Annotated in this window: 17 protein-coding genes; 1 reads left to right on the top strand and 16 read right to left on the bottom strand. The window is 69.6% G+C overall.

The genetic code is table 11. From position 1 onward, the window contains the following. Nucleotides 1-29 precede the first annotated feature (29 nt). A complete protein-coding gene (locus ACYVD1_RS24885) occupies nucleotides 30-1,247 on the top strand; it encodes a hypothetical protein (RefSeq protein WP_460776918.1) in 1,218 nt (405 codons plus the stop codon). A 60-nt stretch (nucleotides 1,248-1,307) separates the two neighbouring features. Here the strand turns inward: ACYVD1_RS24885 and ACYVD1_RS24890 are convergent, their stop codons facing one another. From ACYVD1_RS24890 to ACYVD1_RS24965, 16 genes are all read right to left on the bottom strand, one after another. Further along, nucleotides 1,308-2,492, bottom strand: a complete 1,185-nt coding sequence (locus ACYVD1_RS24890) for an FAD-dependent monooxygenase (RefSeq protein ID WP_460776919.1) — start codon at nucleotides 2,490-2,492, stop codon at nucleotides 1,308-1,310. A 156-nt stretch (nucleotides 2,493-2,648) separates the two neighbouring features. Beyond that, nucleotides 2,649-3,653 carry a polyprenyl synthetase family protein gene (locus ACYVD1_RS24895; protein ID WP_460776920.1) on the bottom strand — a complete coding sequence of 335 codons (1,005 nt, stop codon included), beginning with the start codon at nucleotides 3,651-3,653 and terminating at the stop codon, nucleotides 2,649-2,651. A gap of 140 nt (nucleotides 3,654-3,793) precedes the next feature. Then, complete coding sequence (nuoN, locus tag ACYVD1_RS24900; protein WP_460776921.1) at nucleotides 3,794-5,452, bottom strand: NADH-quinone oxidoreductase subunit NuoN; 1,659 nt, start codon at nucleotides 5,450-5,452, stop codon at nucleotides 3,794-3,796. Continuing rightward, nucleotides 5,449-7,110: an NADH-quinone oxidoreductase subunit M gene (locus tag ACYVD1_RS24905; protein WP_460776923.1), complete on the bottom strand. Its 1,662-nt coding sequence runs from the start codon at nucleotides 7,108-7,110 to the stop codon at nucleotides 5,449-5,451. The genes nuoN and ACYVD1_RS24905 overlap by 4 nt, the downstream gene beginning before the upstream one ends. A gap of 3 nt (nucleotides 7,111-7,113) precedes the next feature. After that, a complete protein-coding gene (nuoL, locus tag ACYVD1_RS24910) occupies nucleotides 7,114-9,060 on the bottom strand; it encodes an NADH-quinone oxidoreductase subunit L (RefSeq protein ID WP_460776933.1) in 1,947 nt (648 codons plus the stop codon). Between the two features lie 14 nt (nucleotides 9,061-9,074). Continuing rightward, the gene (gene nuoK / locus ACYVD1_RS24915; RefSeq protein WP_017543069.1) at nucleotides 9,075-9,374 is read right to left on the bottom strand and encodes an NADH-quinone oxidoreductase subunit NuoK; all 300 of its coding nucleotides are present in this window, start codon (nucleotides 9,372-9,374) and stop codon (nucleotides 9,075-9,077) included. Beyond that, the gene (locus ACYVD1_RS24920) at nucleotides 9,374-10,330 is read right to left on the bottom strand and encodes an NADH-quinone oxidoreductase subunit J (RefSeq protein ID WP_460776924.1); all 957 of its coding nucleotides are present in this window, start codon (nucleotides 10,328-10,330) and stop codon (nucleotides 9,374-9,376) included. The genes nuoK and ACYVD1_RS24920 overlap by 1 nt, the downstream gene beginning before the upstream one ends. Next, nucleotides 10,327-10,875 carry an NADH-quinone oxidoreductase subunit NuoI gene (gene nuoI, locus ACYVD1_RS24925; protein ID WP_460757887.1) on the bottom strand — a complete coding sequence of 183 codons (549 nt, stop codon included), beginning with the start codon at nucleotides 10,873-10,875 and terminating at the stop codon, nucleotides 10,327-10,329. Before nuoI ends, ACYVD1_RS24920 begins: the two co-directional genes overlap by 4 nt. Continuing rightward, a complete protein-coding gene (gene nuoH / locus ACYVD1_RS24930; protein WP_460776925.1) occupies nucleotides 10,868-12,241 on the bottom strand; it encodes an NADH-quinone oxidoreductase subunit NuoH in 1,374 nt (457 codons plus the stop codon). Before nuoH ends, nuoI begins: the two co-directional genes overlap by 8 nt. After that, nucleotides 12,238-14,697, bottom strand: coding sequence for an NADH-quinone oxidoreductase subunit G (locus ACYVD1_RS24935; RefSeq protein WP_460776926.1), 2,460 nt, complete (start codon nucleotides 14,695-14,697; stop codon nucleotides 12,238-12,240). Before ACYVD1_RS24935 ends, nuoH begins: the two co-directional genes overlap by 4 nt. Next, a complete protein-coding gene (gene nuoF, locus ACYVD1_RS24940; RefSeq protein WP_460776927.1) occupies nucleotides 14,694-16,019 on the bottom strand; it encodes an NADH-quinone oxidoreductase subunit NuoF in 1,326 nt (441 codons plus the stop codon). Before nuoF ends, ACYVD1_RS24935 begins: the two co-directional genes overlap by 4 nt. Continuing rightward, entirely contained in the window at nucleotides 16,016-16,780 is a 765-nt protein-coding gene (gene nuoE / locus ACYVD1_RS24945; RefSeq protein WP_460776928.1) for an NADH-quinone oxidoreductase subunit NuoE, read from the bottom strand. The genes nuoF and nuoE overlap by 4 nt, the downstream gene beginning before the upstream one ends. Continuing rightward, nucleotides 16,777-18,072: an NADH-quinone oxidoreductase subunit D gene (locus ACYVD1_RS24950; protein WP_460776929.1), complete on the bottom strand. Its 1,296-nt coding sequence runs from the start codon at nucleotides 18,070-18,072 to the stop codon at nucleotides 16,777-16,779. Before ACYVD1_RS24950 ends, nuoE begins: the two co-directional genes overlap by 4 nt. A gap of 49 nt (nucleotides 18,073-18,121) precedes the next feature. After that, entirely contained in the window at nucleotides 18,122-18,868 is a 747-nt protein-coding gene (locus ACYVD1_RS24955; RefSeq protein WP_460776930.1) for an NADH-quinone oxidoreductase subunit C, read from the bottom strand. A 1-nt stretch (nucleotide 18,869) separates the two neighbouring features. After that, nucleotides 18,870-19,415 carry a NuoB/complex I 20 kDa subunit family protein gene (locus ACYVD1_RS24960; RefSeq protein ID WP_460757868.1) on the bottom strand — a complete coding sequence of 182 codons (546 nt, stop codon included), beginning with the start codon at nucleotides 19,413-19,415 and terminating at the stop codon, nucleotides 18,870-18,872. Next, the coding region (locus ACYVD1_RS24965; protein WP_460776931.1) for a hypothetical protein at nucleotides 19,415-19,638 on the bottom strand (224 nt) is incomplete at its 5' end. The genes ACYVD1_RS24965 and ACYVD1_RS24960, both read right to left, overlap by 1 nt.

A 19,638-nucleotide genomic window follows, 5' to 3' on the forward strand; every position in this document is an offset into this window, starting at 1 on the left:
GACCCGTCAACCAGAGCTGAAGGAACCCCATGACGCAGACCAAGCGTTACTCCGCCCGAGCCGTACTCCTCGCCGCGGGCGCCGCGAGCTTCGTCGCACTCGGCGCGGGTGTCGCCGGTGCGGAGGGCATGGAGACCCCCGTGCACGAGGTCGCCCCCACCGTCGAGCGCGCACTCGTCGAGGGCGTGGCCCCGACCATGAACGAGCTGGCCCCTGAGGGGGTCACCCCCGTGGCCGGGGACGCCCTGAGCGAGCTCCAGGAGACGGCGCACGACCCCGAGAAGTCCGCGCCCGACCTGGCCGCGCCGCTGCCCGGGTCTCCGCTGGCCGACACCGTCGCCGAGACCCAGAGCCGCACCGGCCTGGACGGCAACCCGAACCAGACCGTCGGCCAGTCCGCGGGCGAGGCACTGGAGGCCACGGCCGAGGACACCAGCGTGGCGCTGGAGGACACCGCACGCGAGACGGGCGGCTCGCTGGAGGACACGGCCAACGAGCTGCTGCCGCACACGGTGGAGTCCGTGGCTGAGCTGCGGGACGAGATGGTCACGCTGCCCGAGCTGGACTCCGCTCAGGCACCCGGCCTCGAGGGCCAGCGCCTGCCCGAGCTGAGCGAAGCGCCCTCACTCACCGACGTCACCGAACTGACCGGTGACAACGCACTGGCACTCGAAGAGCTCAACGTCCTGGACGCGGACGGCGGCCAGGACCTGACCGAGCCCATGAGCCAGGCCGTGCCCACCGCACCCAACATGTGGGACCTGGCCGCCGGCTTCGGCCTGGAGACGCCCAACCAGCTCCAGGAGGTTGTGGAGTCCACCGAGCTGACCGCCGACAACTACGTGAACCTCGGCGAGGAGGAGGTTCTGGACATGGTCGGCAACCGCAACTGGGAGGACGGCGAAGAGACCGTCCACCAGAGCGCTGCGCCCGAGGCCCCGGGGGTCGGCGACCTGACCGACGCCCTGGTGACCGGTGTGAGCGACGACGAAGGCACCGACCCGGTGTCCCTGAACGGTCCGCTGTCGGAGGCCCAGCTGCCCCAGGTGGCCGAGGGCGTGAACACCGAGACCGCCGAGGACCTGGTGGCCGGGCTGACCGAGGGCGACCTGCTGGACCAGGTGGACACCAGCGACCTCGTGTCCATCGAGGGCGGCGGCCCCGAGCCCGAGACCCCCGAGGGCATGACCGAGCACCCGACCTTCATGGACCTGCCCGGCTCCGAGGCCCTGCCCGTCGTGAGCTGATCCCCGGCCCGCAACTCCGCACGGCGCCGCCCCACGCACCGGGGCGGCGCCGTCGCCGTGTCAGACGAGGACGTGTTGGGCGAGCGGGAAGTTGTAGGCCCGCCGCGTGCTCTCAGGCGTTCCCAGTCGGGAGGCCACCCGGGTGAGAGCGCCGTAGAACCAGGACCGCAGGCGCAGACCCACGGGCCCCGTGTCCGGTGCCACCATCGCGGTGTTCTGGCCGCCCCAAGCGAGGTTGGCGTCGACGAAGTCCCTCATGGCGGCCTCATAGGCGGGGAAGGCGATCCTCTGGTCACCGTCGGCCCGAGCGAGTGCACCGGCCAGGACGCACGCGCCAACGAGGGCGAGGGTGCTCCCCTGGCCCGTCATCGGATCCGGGCAGTAGCCGGCGTCTCCGAGTAGGGCCACTCTGCCGCTGGTCCAGGAGTCCATGTGGATCTGGACGGTGGGTGAGACATGGGTGACGCGGCTGTCGTCCATCGCGGCCAGCAGGCGTGCCGCTTCCGGGCCGTCTTCGGCGAAGCGCTCGAGGAGTGAGTCCTTGTAGCGTTCCACGTCGTCCAGGGGTTCCCGGTCCCGGGTGATGAGGGTGCACTCCAGTCGGTCGCCGCCGGGGAACGGGACGACCAGGGACCCGCGTCCGGGCCGGATCCTGCCGATCACGCGGTTCAGCGGACCGAGGTCGTTGTCCAGGTCGAAGAGCGCGATATTGGTCCCCAGGTACCGGCGGAACCGCTCCTTTGGGCCGAAGACCAGGGACCGGGTGTTGGAGTGGATGCCGTCTGCCCCGATGACCAGGTCGAAGTCGCGCGGTTCCCGGTTCTGGAACCGCACGGCGACTCCGTCGTCCGACTGCTGGAGACCGATCACGGAGTCGTCGAACAGGTACTCGACGCGGCCGCGGACGTTCCGGTACAGCACGTCGCAGAGTTCGCCCCGCCGAATCGCCAAACCGTCTTCCGCGGAGACCAGTGAAGCCCCCGGAACCACGACCTCCCGGCGCCCGCCGTAGTCGAAGCGGAGCTCCCCCGGAGGGGAGCCGCCGCGTGGCCGGAGCTCTGCCAGCATCCCCATCCGGCGCAGGGCGTCGATCCCGGCGCCCTCGATCTGGAGGCGGTAGCCGCCGGTGCGCACTTCTGAGGCCTTCTCCACGATGGTCGGCCGGAAGCCGTACCGGTGCAGCCAGTACGCCAGGGCCGGACCACCTACCCCTCCGCCCGAGATCAGGACTCGCTTGCCGGACATGACTCCCCCAGAAATTGAACGCACGTACATAATTATTGTACGTACGTTCATATCCATGTCAAAGACACACCCGGAGAGCGCGAAGGCCCTCGCCGCCCTGAGGAGAGGGTGGCGAGGGCCTTCGGAGGTTCTGGGGCAACCCCGGCTCGGGCCGGGTCAGCCGGTGCGTTCCACCACGTAGTCGCACAGGGACAGGAAGGCGGTCCGGGCCGGGACGTCCGGCAGGGTCTCCAGCTCCTGGCGGGACTTGGCTGCCCAACGCCGCAGCGTGGCGTCGGCCTCGGCCATGGCCGGGTGCGGGCGCAGCAGCGCCAGCGCCTCTTCGGCCTCGGTGTCGTCCAGGGGGCGGCCCAGCAGCGACTTCAGGTGCTCGTCGGCCGGATCCCGCGAACGCATCGCGTAGAACATCGGCAGGGTGAGCACGCCCTCGCGCAGGTCGGTGCCGGGGACCTTGCCGGAATCGGCGCTCTCGCTGGCCACGTCCAGGATGTCGTCGGCGAGCTGGAAGGCCATGCCCAGCGCGTCGCAGGCGCGGGTCAGGGTGCTCACCGTCTCCGGGTCGACCTTGCCGAACATGCCGCCGAACTCCGCGGAGGCGGCGATCAGCGACGCGGTCTTGTCGTCGATGACGTTGAGGTAGTGGTCCAGCGCGTCCATCCCGTCGCGCGGACCGGAGGTCTCCAGGATCTGGCCCTGGACCAGGCGGGCGAAGGTCACCGCCTGGAGACGGACCGCCTCGGTACCGAGATCGGCCAGCAGGATGGAGGCCTTGGCGAACACGAAGTCGCCGGTGAGGATGGCGACGTTGTTGCCCCAGCGCTGGTTGGCGCTGGGCTTTCCGCGGCGCAGGTCCGCCTCGTCCATGACGTCGTCGTGGTAGAGCGTGGCGACGTGGGTCAGCTCGACCACGGCCGCCGCCGGGATGAGGTCGGGGACCCGGGGGTCTCCGAAGTGGGCCGCGAGCAGCACCAGCATGGCCCGGAAGCGCTTACCCCCTGCCTCCAGCAGGTGGGAGGCGGCCTCGGTCAGCATCGGGTCGCTGGACCGCACCACCTCACGCAGGAGGTCCTCGACCTTGTCGAGATCGTCCTGGACCTGGCGGGCGAGGGCCGGGTCGACTCTCGGCAGAGCGAGAAACCCGCTCGGGACAGCACCGCTCACCGTAAAGCTCCACCTGTTGAACGGGCGTGCGGACGGCCCCCTCGAAAGGGGGCCGCCACACGCTCAGCACATGAACATGATCCGACTTGCCACGGTATCCGACCCGGAATGATCGTCCAAAGCCACACCCGGGTCGATGGTCACGGCTCGCCCCTGTCCGCCATGACCTGGTCAACCATGACCGCAGCGGGCTCCTGACCGGTCTCAGAGGACGGCAGAAGGTGGTCCAGAACGGGGCCCGGAAAGATCCCGAGCCCGAGCGTCGCGGCCACACCCACGGTGATCACACCGCCGGTGAGAACGCCCGCCCGAGCGACCGTGGGACCGTCGTCCTCAGCATCCCGGAAGAACATCACAACGATGATCCGGACGTAGAAGTACGCGGTGACGGCGCTGCTGAGGACACCGATGACGACCAGCGGGGTCGCACCGGCCGCGACGGCGGCCTCGAACACCGCGAACTTGCCGATGAACCCGCTCGTGAGCGGGATGCCCGCGAACGCCAGCAGGAACAGCGACAGGGCCAGCGCCAGACCGGGGGAACGGCGCCCCAGGCCCGCCCACCGGTCGATGTCGCCCAGTTCCTGACCGCCGTCCCTGGTACGGACCAGGGTGACGACGGCGAACGCGCCCAGCGTCGTGAAACCGTAGGCGGCCAGGTAGAACATGGCGCCCGCGAGCCCCTCGACGCTGCCCGCCACCACGGCGGTGAGGATGAACCCGGCGTGCACCACCGACGAGTAGGCCAGCAGCCGCTTGACGTCCCGCTGGGTGACGGCCACGACCGCGGCGACGACCATCGTCAGGATGGCCACCGTCCACAGCATCGGCTCCCAGATCGCGACCGAGGTGCCGAACGGCACGAAGAACACCCGCAGCAGCGCACCGAACGCGGCCACCAGGGTGCAGGAGGCCATCAGCGCGGTGATCGGGGTCGGCGCCCCCTGGTAGACGTCCGGCTTCCAGCTGTGGAAGGGCACGGAGCCCACCTTGAACAGCAGGCCGATGGCGACCAGGCCGATACCCATGAGCAGCAGCGGCTCGCCGTTGCCGTCCTGGAAGATCTCGGCGCCGCCCGCCTCGACGGCCTGGCGGATCACCCCGAAGTTCACCGAGCCGGCATAGCCGTACACCATGGCGATACCGAACAGGAAGAACGCCGAGGAGAACGCGCCCAGGAGGAAGTACTTGACCGCGGCCTCCTGCGAGAAGAGGCGACGGCGGCGGGCCAGCCCGCACAGCAGGTACAGCGGCAGGCTCATCACCTCGAGGGCGATGAACATGATGAGGAAGTCGTTCGAGGCCGGGAACATGAGCATGCCCAGCACCGCGAACAGCACCAGCGGGTAGACCTCGGTGTGCTGGGAACCCGCGAGGATGTGCCTGCGCTCCTCCTCGCTGCCCGGGACCGTGGCCGCCTGTGCGGAGAAGGCGTCCAGGCCGTCCCGCCGTTCAGCGATCAGCATGAGGCTGATCAGGGCCAGCACGGTGATGGTGCCCTGGAAGAAGAGCACTGTGCGGTCCACCGCCAGCACGCCGTTGGCGACCGTCACGCCGTCACCCACGGCCTCCACCTGGAAGACCAGCAGGACGAAGGTGACCAGCAGGGAGACCGCCGCGAGGGTGACTTGCACGGCGCGGAGGCTGCGCTTGGGCAGGAAGGCCTCGAACAGCACGGCCAGCACACCGGCGCCGAGAAGCAGGAGGAAGGGGGCCAGCAGCCACCAGTCCAGGCTCGGTGCCTCGGTGGTGATGCCGTGGAGCTCGGGTGCCCCGTCCGCGAGGTTGAGGGGGATCACTCCTCATCTCCTTCCTCGTCGCCCTCCGCGACCGCCACCTCAGTGTCGGCCTCGGCCTCCACGGTGCGTTCGACGGCGGGGTTGATCACGTTGAGCAGGGGCTGCGGGTAGACGCCGAACGCGATGATCAGGGCGACCAGCGGGCCGACCGCCCACATCTCGCGCCCGGACAGGTCCGACACCTTGGAGAGTTTCTCCGGGGTGGGGCCGGTCATCGTGCGCTGGTACATCCACAGGATGTAGAGCGCCGCGAGGACCACACCGGACGCCGCGATGATCGCCGGGACCGGGTTGAAGGCGTACACGCCGACGAACACCAGGAACTCGCTGACGAAGGGTGCCAGGCCCGGCAGTGCCAGACCGGCGAGCCCCGCGATCAGGAAGACCCCGGCGAGCCTGGGCGCGACCTTCTGCACGCCCCCGTAGTCCTCGATCCGCGCGCTCCCCCGGCGGGCGATCAGGAAGCCCACTACCAGGAAGAGGGCGCCGGTGGCGAAGCCGTGGTTGACCATGTAGAGCGCCGCGCCGGCCTGGGCCTGCTCCGTCAGGGCGAAGATGCCCAGCGTGATGAACCCGAAGTGGGACACCGAGGTATAGGCGATCAGGCGCATCATGTCGCTCTGGCCGATCGCGAGGACCGCCCCGTACACGATGCTCACCAGGCTCAGCGCCACCACGGGCCACACGAACCAGGACACGGCGGACGGGAACAGCTCCAGGCAGTACCGGAGCATGCCGTAGGTGCCGACCTTGTCCAGGACACCGACCAGCAGCACCGCCGTGCCAGGGCTCGAGGACCCGGCCGAGGTGGGCAGCCAGGTGTGCACCGGCCACATCGGCGCCTTGATGGCGAAGGCGATGAAGAACCCGAGGAAGAGCCAGCGCGCCGTGGCCGGGTCGATCGCCGCGAGGGCGCCGCCCGGGTCGGTCAGCTCGGTCCACAGGAACGTACCGCCGATGACGTACACGCCGATCACCGCGACCAGCATGATGAGGCCGCCGGCGAGGCTGTACAGCAGGAACTTCATCGCGGCCTTGGCGCGGTCGGCACCGCGTCCGTAGCGCCCGATCATGAAGTAGACCGGGATCAGCATGACCTCGAAGAACACGTAGAACAGGAAGACGTCGGTGGCGGCGAAGACACCGATCATCATCGCCTCGAGGACGAGGATGAGGGCGAAGTAGCCGCGCCCGCCGTCCGCCCGGTCCGCGTGCTCGTTCCAGGCGGCCAGGATGACCAGCGGCACCAGGACCGCGGACATCAGGATCAGCACCAGGGCGATGCCGTCGACCCCGACGGCGTAGTGGATGCCGAAGTAGGGGATCCACGGGTGCACCTCCTCGAACTGGAGGCCGCCCGCCCCGGCGGTGTCGAAGTTCAGGGCCATGGCCACGACCAGGAGCAGGGTCGCGACCGAGAAGCCCAGCGCCAGGCGCTTGGTGGTCAGGGCGGGGTCGTGTCCGCCGCCGGTGGCGGGGCGGACCTTGGTGGCGGTACCGGTACCCGCATCGGTGCCGGTGCCCGAACCCGCATGGGCCGCGCCGGTGGTCGCGGCCGCTGGGGCGCCTGCCGACGCGGATTGGACGCGCGGCAGTGCCCAGAGGACGGCCGCGCCGATCGCGGGAAGCGCGATCGCGAGAGTGAGCCAGGGGATCATTGTCTAGAACCTCACAACCAGCGTCGCGGCGACGATGACGGCGCCGAGGAGCATGGTGAGCGCGTAGGTGCGGGCGAACCCGGTCTGTGTCCTGCCGAGCCCGGTGGAGGAGTCGCTGACCCCGGTACCGATCCCGTTGACCGCGCCGTCGATGACCTTGTCCTCGATCACGACCATGGCCTTGGTGGCCACCTGGCCGGGCCGCATGAACAGGCCCTCGTTGATCTCGTTGCCGTACAGCTCGTTGCGGGCCGCGTTGGTGACGAGGTTGCCCTTGGGGGCGGTGCGGGCCACGGGTCGGCGCAGGTACATGAACCACGCGAGCGCCACACCGAGGACCAGTACCGCCAGGGCGGCGATGCCGTAGGGGGCGGTGAAGGCGTGCGCCACGTCGAAGCTGTGCGGCTCGGCGCCGACGGCCGGGGCGAGGAACCCCGCGAAGCGGTCGCCGAACACGAGGAAGGCACCGAGGACCAGCGAGCCGATGGACAGCACCACCATGGGCGCGGTCATGCTCACGGGCGACTCGTGCGGGTGCGCGTCCTCGTCCCAGCGCTTCTTGCCGAGGAAGGTCATGAAGACCATCCGCGACATGTAGAAGGCGGTGAGCGCGGCCCCGACGATGACGGCGGTACCGAAGACCATCCCTTCCGTGCCGCCGAGGCCGAAGGTGGCGGAGATGATGCTCTCCTTGGTCCACCAGCCGGACAGGAACGGGACACCGATGATGGCCAGGTAGCCGAGGCCGAAGGTGGCGAAGGTGATCGGCATCTTCGACGCCAACCCGCCGTACTTGCGCATGTCGACGTCGTTGTTCATGCCGTGCATGACCGAACCGGCGCCGAGGAACAGTCCGGCCTTGAAGAAGCCGTGCGTGATCAGGTGCGCGATGGCGGCGACGTAGCCGATCGGGCCGAGCCCGGCGGCCAGCACCATCATGCCGATCTGGCTCATCGTGGATCCGGCCAGGGACTTCTTGATGTCGTCCTTGGCCGAGGCGATGATCCCGCCGGCCAGCATGGTGGCGGCGCCGACAGCCATCACGACGGTCTGGGCGACGGGGGCGCCCTCGAAGATCGGACCGGCGCGCACGATGAGGTACACACCGGCGGTGACCATGGTGGCGGCGTGGATGAGCGCCGACACCGGGGTGGGGCCCTCCATCGCGTCGAGCAGCCACGCCTGGAGCGGGAGCTGCGCGGACTTGCCGCAGGCGCCCAGGAGCAGGAGGAGCCCGATCGCGAGGAGGATGCCGTCGCTGGCGCCGGGAACCGCGGCGAAGACGTCGCTGAAGCTCACCGCGCCGAGCACGGTGAACATGATCATGATCGCCACGAGCAGTCCGATGTCGCCCACGCGGTTGATCAGGAACGCCTTCTTCGCCGCGGTGGCGGCCGCGGGCTTGTACTGCCAGAACCCGATGAGCAGGTAGGAGGCCAGGCCCACACCCTCCCAGCCGAGGAACAGCAGGACGAAGTTGTCCGCGAGGACCAGCACGAGCATGGCCGCGACGAACAGGTTGAGGTAGGCGAAGAACCGTCGGCGCTCGGGGTCGTCGGACATGTAGCCGAGCGAGTAGATGTGGATGAGCGAGCCGACGAAGGTGATCAGCAGGACGAAGCTGATCGAGAGCGGGTCCACCAGGAGGTTGACCTGGGCGGAGAAGTCACCGGCCGCGAACCACTCGTAGACGGGGACGGAGACGCTGCGGTCCGCCGCGCCCCGGCCGAGGAGTTCGAACAGGGCCAGCAGGGCCCAGACGAAGGAGCCGATCGGCAGGGCGGTGGCCAGGAAGGGCCCCCACCCGTCGGTGCGCCGCCCGCCCAGCAACAGGATCGCCGCGCCCACGAGTGGCAGGGCGATCAGTAGCCAGGCGTTCGACAGCACGGCGCTGTCGGCCGCGGTCGCCACCACGGGTTCGGCGGCGAGGTATGCGTGATGTTGTGTCACTGCCACGTCGCCTTCTAGTGCTTGAGCAGGTTCGCGTCATCGAGCGACGCCGACCTGCGGGTTCGGAAGATCTGCATGATGATCGCGAGGCCGACGACCACCTCGGCGGCGGCCACGACCATCACGAAGAAGGCGACGACCTGCCCCTCGATGTCCCCGTGCATCCGGGCGAACGCGACGAACGCCAGGTTGCAGGCGTTGAGCATGAGCTCCACGCACATGAAGACGATGATCGCGTTGCGTCGGACGAGCACGCCGACCGCGCCGATGGTGAACAGAAGCGCCGCGAGGACGATGTAGTTCATCGGGTCCACTAGGAACCGCCCTCCTGTCCCTTGTCGTTGCCGTTGCCGTTCTCCTCGCGGTCACCGCCGTCGGCACCGCCGTCCCGGTCACCGCCGTCGGCGTCTTCGGCGATCGGCACGCCCTCCTTGGAGCTGGCCGAGTCGGACGCCCCGCCGGGGAGCGCGGTCCGGCCGGCCTGGACTTCGCTCGGGACCTCCGACTGGTACTCGGGGTCGCGGGCGGTGAGGACCGGGTTGAGGGACAGCTGGGAGACCGTGCCGTCGGGCAGCAGCGCGGGCATGTCGATCGCGTTGTGCCGGGCGTAGGTCCCGGGTCCGGGCATCGGCGTCGGGTGGTCGCCGCGGATCCGCTCCTCGGACATCTCCCGCTGGGTGCGGCGCTTGCCGATGCGGGCTGTGTGCGCGAGGACCATGGCCCCCAGCACCGAGGTGACGAGCAGCGCGGCGGTGGCCTCGAAGGCCACCACGTAGCGCAGGATCAGCTCGGCTCCGATCCAGGGGATGGTGCCGCCGGCCTGGGCGGCCCCGGCCTCCATCCCGACCGGGTCGCCCACGGCGATTCGGGTGATCCCGGTGGCCAGGGCGCCGATGAAGCTGATCGCGACGATCGCGGTCATGAGCCGCTGTCCGCGCAGGGTCTCCACCAGGGAGTCCGCGGAGCTGACGCCGACGAGCATCAGCACGAACAGGAACAGCATGAGCACGGCGCCGGTGTAGACGACGATCTGGACGACCATCAGGAACGGCGCCTCGTTGATGCCGTAGAAGATCGCCAGGCCGACCATGGCCAGCGCCATCGACATGGCCGAGTGGACGGCCTTGCGGGAGAAGACCACGCCCAGGGCGCCGAACACGATGATCGTGCCCAGGACCCAGAAGACCGCGGTCTCACCCGAACCGATGGGTGTTCCGGCCTCGGCGTCAGCGAGGTACAGCATGGGGGAGTCGGGGGTCAGCGGGTTCAACTGGTTGCCTCCGTGCTCCCCGGCCGGTCCTGCGTCCCGTGCTGACCCCGCCCGGTGGCGTAGTAGTCCTGCTCGGTCTCACCGAGCCGCATCGGGTGGGGCGGCTCCTCCATGCCCTCCCTGAGCGGGGCGAGCAGCTGCTCCTTCGTCCAGATCAGGCTCTGCCTGCTGTCGTCGGAGATCTCGTACTCGTTGGTCATGGTGAGGGCCCGTGTCGGGCAGGCCTCCACACACAGGCCGCACAGGATGCAGCGCAGGTAGTTGATCTGGTAGACGCGCCCGTACCGTTCGCCGGGCGAGTACCGGTCGTCCTCGGTGTTGTCACCGGCCTCCACGTAGATGGCGTCGGCCGGGCAGGCCCAGGCGCACAGTTCGCACCCGATGCACTTCTCCAGGCCGTCGGCCCACCGGTTCAGCTGGTGCCGTCCGTGGAAGCGCGGCGCCGTGGGGCGCTTGACCTCCGGGTATTCGACGGTCGGCACCTTCTTGAACATCGTGTGGAAGGTGACACCGAAACCCTTGACGGGGTTGAGCCAATCAAGCACCGGTAACCTCCCCCTTCTTCTGGTTGCGTTCGGCGGTGGCGGCCGGGGCCGTCCGCGACGGTTCCGCGGGCACGCTGGTGCCGTAGTGCGGTGCGGTGCTCGGGGGCACCGGGAACCCGCCGAAGGAGGGTTCCTTGTGGGCACGGCGCGCGTTGTCGGCGCGCTGGTGGGCCTCCTCCGCGCGCTCGCGGCGCACGAAGCGGACCCAGACGGCGATCGCGGCGACGGTGGCGACGGTGAAGCCCGCGACGACCGCGGCGATGACCACCGGCGAGGCGCCGTCGATGACGAGCATGCGAACGACGGCGACGCCGGTGATCCACACGAGCTGGATCGGGATGAGGACCTTCCAACCGAGCTTCATCAGCTGGTCGTACCGGACGCGCGGGAGGCTGCCCCGGGCCCAGATGAACAGGAACATCACCGCGATGAACTTGAGCAGCCACCACAGGGCCGTCCACCAGCCCTCGTTGGCGCCGGGGAAGATCGCGGTGACGCCGGGCGGTGCGTACCAGCCGCCGAGGAAGAGCGTCACGGACACCGCGGCGACGGTGCACATGTTCACGTACTCCGCGAGGAAGAACATCGTGAACTTCATGGAGCCGTACTCGGTCATGAAGCCGCCGACGATCTCCCCCTCGCCCTCCGCCAGGTCGAACGGGAGCCGGTTGGTCTCGCCGATCATCGTGACGATGTAGATGAGGAAGGAGGGCAGGAGCAGGACCGCGAACCAGAGGTTCGCCTGGGCCTCGACGATGCCGGACATCGTCAGCGTCCCCGCCATGATGAAGACCGCGACGAAGGACAGGCCCATGGCGATCTCGTAGCTGATCACCTGCGCGGAGGCGCGCAGGCCGCCGAGCAGGGCGTACGGGGACTGTGAGGCCCAGCCGCCGAGCACGAACCCGTAGACGCCGAGTGCCGCGGTGGCCAGGACCAGCAGCGCGGCGATGGGCAGGTCGGTGAGCTGCAGCTGGGTGGTCACCCCGAACATGTTCACCTCGCCGCCGATCGGGATGACGGCGAAGGCGATGAAGGCGGGGATGGCGGCGATCATGGGTGCCGCGATGTAGACGAACCGGTCCACCCCGCGCGGGATCAGGTCCTCCTTGAGGGAGAGCTTGATGCCGTCGAACAGGGACTGGAGGAGGCCGAAGGGACCCATCCGGTTCGGACCGTGGCGCTGCTGCATCCGCCCCATGACCTTGCGGTCGGCCATGATCATCATGAGCACGCAGATCATGAGGAAGACGAAGATCCCCACGGCCTTGATCGTGATGATCCACCAGGGATCGTTCCCGAAGGCGTCCAGGGTGCGCTCCGAGGCCAGGTGGAGCACGCTCGGGTCGAGAGCGGCGGGGGTCACTGCTGCCTCCCGTTGGTGGTGGGCGCGGCCAGGGCGACCGTCTGGCCGGCGGTACCGCCCAGGTCAAGGCGGATGTCGCAGCCGTGGGCGTTGGCCGGGAGCCAGACGACCCGGTCGGCGATCTCGGTGACGACCACCGGGACGGTCACCGAGCCGAGGTCACCGGTGACGCGGAGCGATCCGCCGTCGGGCACGCCGACCTCGTCGGCCGTGGCCTTGGACAGGTAGGCGCGCGGCTGGCGGGCGGTACCGGCGAGGTACGGCTCGCCGTCCTCCATCCGGCCGGTGCCGAGCAGCTGCCGCCAGGTGGACAGCACAGCCTGTCCAGCGGCGGGTTCGGGGACCGCGGCCGGCCGGACCGCGGGCCCGGCGGCCCGCTCCCCGGACCAGGGCCCCAGCTCGGCCAGCTCGGCGTAGGCGGTGTCGGAGTCGGGCAGGCCCAGGTGGACGTCCATCGCGTCGGCGACGGCGGACAGGACCCGCAGGTCCGACAGGGCCCCGGGCACCTTGAGCGCGTCGCCGAACGGCCGGTGGCGGCCCTCCCAGTCGAGGAACGTGCCGGACTTCTCGGCCACGGCGGCTACCGGGAACACCACGTCGGCGCGGTCGGTGACGTCGCTGGCGCGCAGTTCGAAGCTGACGATGAACGGCACCTTGGCCAGGGCCGCGCGGGCGGCCTCGGGGTCGGGCAGGTCGTCGAGCTCGACCCCGGCGATGATCAGCGCGTCGAGTTCGCCGGAGGCGGCCGCGGCGATGATCGCGTCGGTGTCGCGTCCGGGGGTCTCCGGCAGGGAGCCCACGTTCCAGGCCCGGGCGACCTCCGCGCGGGCCGAGGCGTCGGCGACCGGCCGGCCCCCGGGAAGCAGGCCCGGCAGCGCACCCGCGTCGATCGCGCCCCGCTCACCCGCCCGGCGGGGGACCCAGGCCAGTTTGGCGCCAGTCCGCTCGGCAAGTGCCGACGCGGCGGTCAGGGCTCCGGGGACGGCGGCGAGCCGTTCACCCGCGAGGATGACCGCCCCCTCCTCCCCCAGCGCCTCGACGACCTCGGGGTTGTTCACGTCCAGGGCGTTGAGGACGCGGGCCTCGTCGCCGGGGACCGCCTGGACCAGGGTGCCCTTGGTCTTGGTGAGGCCGAGGCTGGCGTGGGAGGCGACCGAGTACACCTTCAGGTCGCGCTTGCGCGTGCCCTTGCGCAGGCGCAGGAACACCAGGGGCGACTCGTCCTCGGGCTCGAACCCGGCGAGCATGACCGCGGGCGCCTTCTCCAGTGCTGTGTAGTCCGTGTCCACCGGGGTTCCGGCGACCCGGGCGGCCAGGAAGTCGGCCTCCTCCGCGGAGTGCTGCCGGGCTCGGGCGTCCACGTCGTTGGTGGCCAGCGCCACGCGGGCGAACTTGGCGTAGGCGTAGGCGTCCTCGTAGGTGAGTCGGCCGCCCACCAGGACACCCACGTTGCCGCGGGCCGCGCTGAGCCCTTCGGCGGCCATACCGACCGCTTCGGGCCAAGAAGCGAACTCGAGGGCCCGGGAGTCCTCGTCGCGGACCAGGGGACGGGAGAGGCGGTCGGACTGGGTGGCGTAGGTGAACGCCCACCGGCCCTTGTCGCAGTTCCACTCCTCGTTCACCTGCGGGTCGTCCCCGGCCAGGCGGCGGGTGACCTTGCCCCTGCGGTGGTCGGTGCGCTGGGCGCAGCCGGCCGCGCAGTGCTCGCACACGCTGGGGGTGGAGACCAGGTCGAAGGGGCGCGAACGGAACCGGTAGGCGGAACCGGTGAGCGCCCCCACCGGGCAGATCTGCACCGTGTTGCCGGAGAAGTAGGAGTTGAACGGCTCGCCTTCGGCGATACCGACCTGCTCCTCGGCACCGCGCTCCATCAGCTCGATGAGCGGGTCGCCCGCGATCTGTGCCGCGAACCGCGTGCAGCGCGCGCACTGGATGCAGCGCTCGCGGTCGAGCAGCACCTGGCTGGAGAGGGCGATCGGCTTGGGGAAGGTCCGCTTGACCTCGAGGAACTCCGTCTCACCCTGCCCCGTGGACATGGCCTGGTTCTGCAGGGGGCACTCGCCGCCCTTGTCGCAGACCGGGCAGTCCAGCGGGTGGTTGATGAGCAGGAACTCCATGATCCCGCGCTGGGCCTTCTCCGCCACTTCGGAGGTGAGGTGGGTGTTGACCACCATCCCCTCCATCACGGTGATGGTGCAGGAGGCCTGCGGCTTGGGCATCCCGCGCCCGTTGCCCATGTCGGGGATCTCCACCAAGCACTGGCGGCAGGCACCGACCGGGTCGAGGAGCGGGTGGTCGCAGAACCGGGGGATCTGGATGCCGAGCAGTTCGGCGGCCCGGATCAGCAGCGTTCCCTTCGGCACCCGGATCTGGAAGCCGTCGATGGTGACGGTGATCAGGTCCTCCGGGGGCGGGGCCGGGGAGGACCCGCCGGAGGAGTTGGAGGTGACGGTCACTGGTTCCCTCCCCCTTCCGTAGTGGTCGGCTTGTCCGCCCAGAGGGTGGACCTGGAGTGGTCGAAGGGGCAGCCGCCCTTCTCGTAGTGGTCGACGTACTCCTGGCGGAAGTACTGGATCGACGACATGACGGGGCTCGCGGCACCGTCGCCCAGGGCGCAGAACGAGCGGCCGAGCAGGTTGTCGCAGATCTGCAGGAGCTTGTCGATGTCGGCCTCGGTGCCCTCACCGCGCTCCAGCCGGTCCAGGACCTGGACCATCCAGAAGTTGCCCTCGCGGCAGGGCGTGCACTTGCCGCAGGACTCGTGCGCGTAGAAGGCGATCCAGCGGCCGACGGCGCGGACCACGCAGGTGGTCTCGTCGAAGAGCTGGAGCGCGCGGGTGCCGAGCATGGACCCGGCGGCGCCCACCGACTCGAAGTCGAGCGGGGTGTCCAGGTGTGCGTCGGTGAAGATCGGCGTGGACGATCCCCCGGGGGTCCAGAACTTGAGCTGGTGCCCGGGGCGCATACCGCCAGCCATGTCGAGGAGTTCGCGCAGCGTGATCCCGAGCGGCGCCTCGTACTGGCCGGGGTTGGCGACGTGTCCGGACAGGGAGAAGAAGCCGAACCCGGCGGACTTCTCGGTGCCCATGGCCGTGAACCACTCGGCGCCGTTGGCGACGATGCCGGGGACGCTGGCGATGGACTCGACGTTGTTCACCACGGTGGGCGAGGCGTAGAGCCCGGCCACGGCGGGGAACGGCGGCTTGAGGCGGGGCTGGCCGCGGTAGCCCTCCAGGGAGTCCAGGAGGGCGGTCTCCTCACCGCAGATGTAGGCACCGGCCCCGGCGTGGACGACCACGTCGAGGTCGAAGCCGGTGCCGAGTATGTCCTTGCCGAGGAGCCCGGCCTCGTAGGCCTCGTCGACCGCTCGGCGCAGGCGGCGGATGACGTGCACGACCTCGCCGCGCACGTAGATGAAGGCCTGGCTGGACTTGATCGCGTAGGAGGCGATCGCCACGCCTTCCAGCAGCACGTGCGGGTTGGCGAGCATGAGCGGGATGTCCTTGCAGGTTCCCGGCTCGGACTCGTCCGCGTTGACCACGAGGTAGCGCGGATTGGGATTGTCCGCGGGAAGGAAGCCCCACTTCATCCCCGTGGGGAAACCCGCGCCGCCGCGGCCGCGCAGGCCGGACTGCTTGACCAGGTCCACGATGGCGTCAGGGTCCATCGTGACGGTCTTGCGGAGGGCCTCGTAGCCCCCGGTCGCCCGGTAGCCGTCGAGCGTGAAGGAGTCGGGGCGGTCCCAGTTCTGGGACAGGATCGGGGTCAGGGTAGTCACTTCGAGCCCTCCTCGTCCTGGTCGTCGGCCGCGGGCCGAGGGAGGTTGTTCGGGTCAGGCGCTTCCCAGCCGCGCTCCTGGGCCAGCTTGAGTCCGGCCAGGGACGGGGCCGCCGCTTGGACGCCCTCGCCCGCGCGGCCGTCGTCGAACCCGGCCAGCACGCGCGAGGCCTGCTTCCAGGTGCAGAGGCTGTCGGGTCCGCGCGTGGGCGCGACGTCCTTGCCCAGGCGCAGGTCGTCCACCAGCTGCATGGCGGTGGCGGGGGTCTGGTTGTCGAAGAACTCCCAGTTGACCATCACGACCGGGGCGAAGTCGCAGGCCGCGTTGCACTCCACGTGCTCCAGCGTGACCTTGCCGTCCCCGGTGGTCTCCGCGTTGGCGACGTCCAGGTGCTCCTTGAGGGCGGAGAAGATCTCGTCTCCGCCCATCACCGCGCACAGGGTGTTCGTGCACACCCCCACCTGGTAGTCCCCGCCCGGACGGCGGCGGTACATGGTGTAGAACGTGGCGACCGCGTTGACCTCTGCGAGGGTGATGTCCAGCTGGTTGGCGCAGAACTCCATCCCCGCCTTGCTGACGTGTCCCTCCTCCGCCTGCACCAGATGGAGGAGCGGGAGCAGCGCCGACCGGTGTTTCGGGTAGCGGGCGATGATCTCCTTGGCGTCCTGTTCCAGGCGCGCCACTACGGTGTCGGTGAAGACCCCGTGGCCCGCACCGGTGTCCTCGGTGTCCTTGTTCTCCGGAACGGTGTGCTCGCTCACCTGTCCACGCCTCCCATCACCGGGTCGATACTGGCCACGGCCGCGATCACGTCCGCCACCGTCCCGCCCTCGCACATGGCGGCGACGGCCTGGAGGTGGGTGAAGGAGGGGTCGCGGAAGTGGACGCGGTAGGGGCGGGTGCCCCCGTCACTGGCGGCGTAGCAGCCCAGCTCGCCCTTCGCGCTCTCCACGGCCGTGTAGACCTGGCCCGCGGGGACCCGGAAGCCCTCGGTGACCAGCTTGAAGTGGTGGATGAGCGCCTCCATCGAGCCGCTCATGATGTGCGCGATGTGGTCCGGGGAGTTACCCAGGCCGTCAGGTCCGAGCGCCAGCTTGGCGGGCCACCCGATCTTGGCGTCCTCGATCATCACGGGGCCGGGCTCGAGCTTGTCGAGGCACTGCTCGACGATCTTGAGGCTCTCCTCCATCTCGGCCATGCGCACCCGGTAACGGGCGTACACGTCGCCGCCGTCGGAGACCGGGACGTCGAATTCGTAGTCCTCGTATCCGCAGTACGGCTTGGCCTTGCGCAGGTCCCAGGCCAGGCCGGAAGCGCGCACCAGCGGGCCGGTCACGCCGAGCGCCATGCAGCCGGGCAGGTTGAGGTAGGCCACGTCCTTGGTCCGGGCCAGGTATACGGGGTTCTCGTCCAGGAGCTTGCGCATGCTCTTGATGCGTTTCGGCATCTCCTTGAGAAGCTCCCGGACCTTGCCGACCGTGCCGGGCGGCAGGTCCTGCGCCACGCCGCCGGGGCGGACGTAGGCGTGGTTCATCCGCAGGCCCGTGACGAGCTCGAAGATGTCCAGGATCATCTCGCGCTCACGGAAGCCGCTGGTCATGATCGTGGTGGCGCCCAGCTCCATGCCGAACGTCGCCATGGCCACGAAGTGCGAGGCCATCCGGTTGAGCTCCATGAGCATCACCCGGATGACGTTGGCGCGCTCTGGGACCCGGTCGGTGATGCCGAGCAGCTTCTCGGTCGCGAGGCAGTACGCCGTCTCGTTGAAGAGGGGCGTCAGGTAGTCCATGCGGGTCACGAACGTGGTGCCCTGCGTCCAGGTCCGGTACTCGAGGTTCTTCTCGATACCGGTGTGCAGGTAGCCGATACCGACACGGGCCTCGGTGCACGTTTCGCCGTCCAGTGTGAGGATCAGCCGGAGCACCCCGTGCGTGGACGGGTGCTGGGGTCCCATGTTGACGACGAGGCGTTCGGCGCTGGTGCCCTGGGCCTTCGCGATGACGTCGTCCCAATCCCCACCGGAGGCGTCGATGTAGTCCTCGGTGACGGTCATGCCGTGCCTCCCTTCTGGATGAACGGTGTCGTGGTCCTGGTCTGGCGGTTCACTGGTAGGACCGCCGTTCGTCCGGCGGGGGCACCGTGGCGCCCCGGTACTCGACCGGGATGCCGCCCAGCGGGTAGTCCTTGCGCTGGGGGTGGCCGTGCCAGTCGTCTGGCATCTGGATACGGGTCAGCGCCGGGTGGCCGTCGAAGACCATCCCGAAGAAGTCCCAGGCCTCGCGCTCGTGCCAGTCGTTGGTCGGGTAGACCGACACGATCGAGGGGATGTGCGGATCGGCGTCGGGACAGGTGGTCTGGACGCGGATCTCGCTGTTGTGGGTGATCGAACGGAAGTGGTAGACGGCGTGCAGCTCGCGTCCGGCGTCATCGGGGAAGTGCACCCCGGCCACTCCCGTGCAGAGCTCGTAGCGCAGCGCCGGGTCGTCGCGCAGGACGCGGACCAGGTCCAGGAGCCCTTCGCGGCGCACGTGGAAGGTGAGTTCGCCGTAGGCGACCTCCACCCGCTCCACGTCGGCCTCCTTGTCGATCTCGGTGAGTGCCGCTTCCAGGTCGTCCGCGACCCGGTCGAAGTCCGCGGTGCGCGGGTCCTCGGGGTCGGTGAAGGGGCGCTGGCTGTGGGCGGGAGCGCTCCCCCGCACTTGCAGACCGCCGAACCCGGAGGTGTCGCCGGTAGTGTTCGCCCCGAACATGCCGGTGCGCTTGACCGGTGCGGCCAAGCGCTCGCGCCCCCGCTGGTCGGGGAGGTTCTCCGCGGGCTCGTCGCGATCGCGCTCGTACTCGTTACTCATGTCAGTCCTTGGTCACCACGGGCAGCGAACGGCGGAGCATCCGCTCCTCGGTCTCGGTGATCTCCTGCTCCCGGTGGGCGCCGAGCTTGGTGTTCTGCACCTTGTCGTGGAGCTTGAGCACGGCGTCCAAGAACATCTCCGGCCGCGGCGGACAGCCCGGCAGGTACATGTCGACGGGGACGATGTGGTCCACGCCCTGGACGATCGCGTAGTTGTTGAACATGCCGCCGCTGGAGGCGCAGACACCCATCGCGATCACCCACTTGGGCTCGGGCATCTGGTCGTAGATCTGGCGCAGGACCGGGGCCATCTTCTGGCTGACCCGGCCGGCGACCACCATCAGGTCGGCCTGGCGCGGGGTCGCTCCGAACTTCTCCATGCCGAACCGGGCGAGGTCGTAGTCCGGGCCGCCGACGGACATCATCTCGATGGCGCAGCAGGCCAGACCGAACGTCGCGGGCCACATCGAGCTCTTGCGGGCCAGGCCGACGACCTGTTCGACCGAGGTGAGCGCGACTCCGGCGGGCAGTTTCTCTTCGAGTCCCATCAGCTGCGGACCTCCTCCGGGCTGGGCGGCTGGGTCTTGGGGCAGGGGGTGGGGGTCGGGGTCAGAACGCGTTCGGTGGATGCTGCCCGTCGGGAAGGGGGTGCTGCGCCGTAGGCGTCCGTTGAGGGTTGGTGGCGGGCGACGAACGGGGGTGCTGCGCCGTAGGCGTCCGTTGAGGGTTGGTGGCGGGCGACGAACGGGGGTGCTGCGCCGTAGGCGTCCG

It is taken from the genome of Nocardiopsis nanhaiensis, from assembly GCF_054778635.1.

Excerpts from the sequence above, each read along its gene's own strand:
- ACYVD1_RS24890 (WP_460776919.1), bottom strand. The coding sequence starts at position 2,492 with ATGTCCGGCAAGCGAGTCCTGATCTCGGGCGGAGGGGTAGGTGGTCCG.
- ACYVD1_RS24960 (WP_460757868.1), bottom strand. The coding sequence starts at position 19,415 with ATGGGACTCGAAGAGAAACTGCCCGCCGGAGTCGCGCTCACCTCGGTC.
- ACYVD1_RS24955 (WP_460776930.1), bottom strand. The coding sequence starts at position 18,868 with ATGAGTAACGAGTACGAGCGCGATCGCGACGAGCCCGCGGAGAACCTC.
- ACYVD1_RS24885 (WP_460776918.1), top strand. The coding sequence starts at position 30 with ATGACGCAGACCAAGCGTTACTCCGCCCGAGCCGTACTCCTCGCCGCG.
- ACYVD1_RS24950 (WP_460776929.1), bottom strand. The coding sequence starts at position 18,072 with ATGACCGTCACCGAGGACTACATCGACGCCTCCGGTGGGGATTGGGAC.
- ACYVD1_RS24905 (WP_460776923.1), bottom strand. The coding sequence starts at position 7,110 with ATGATCCCCTGGCTCACTCTCGCGATCGCGCTTCCCGCGATCGGCGCG.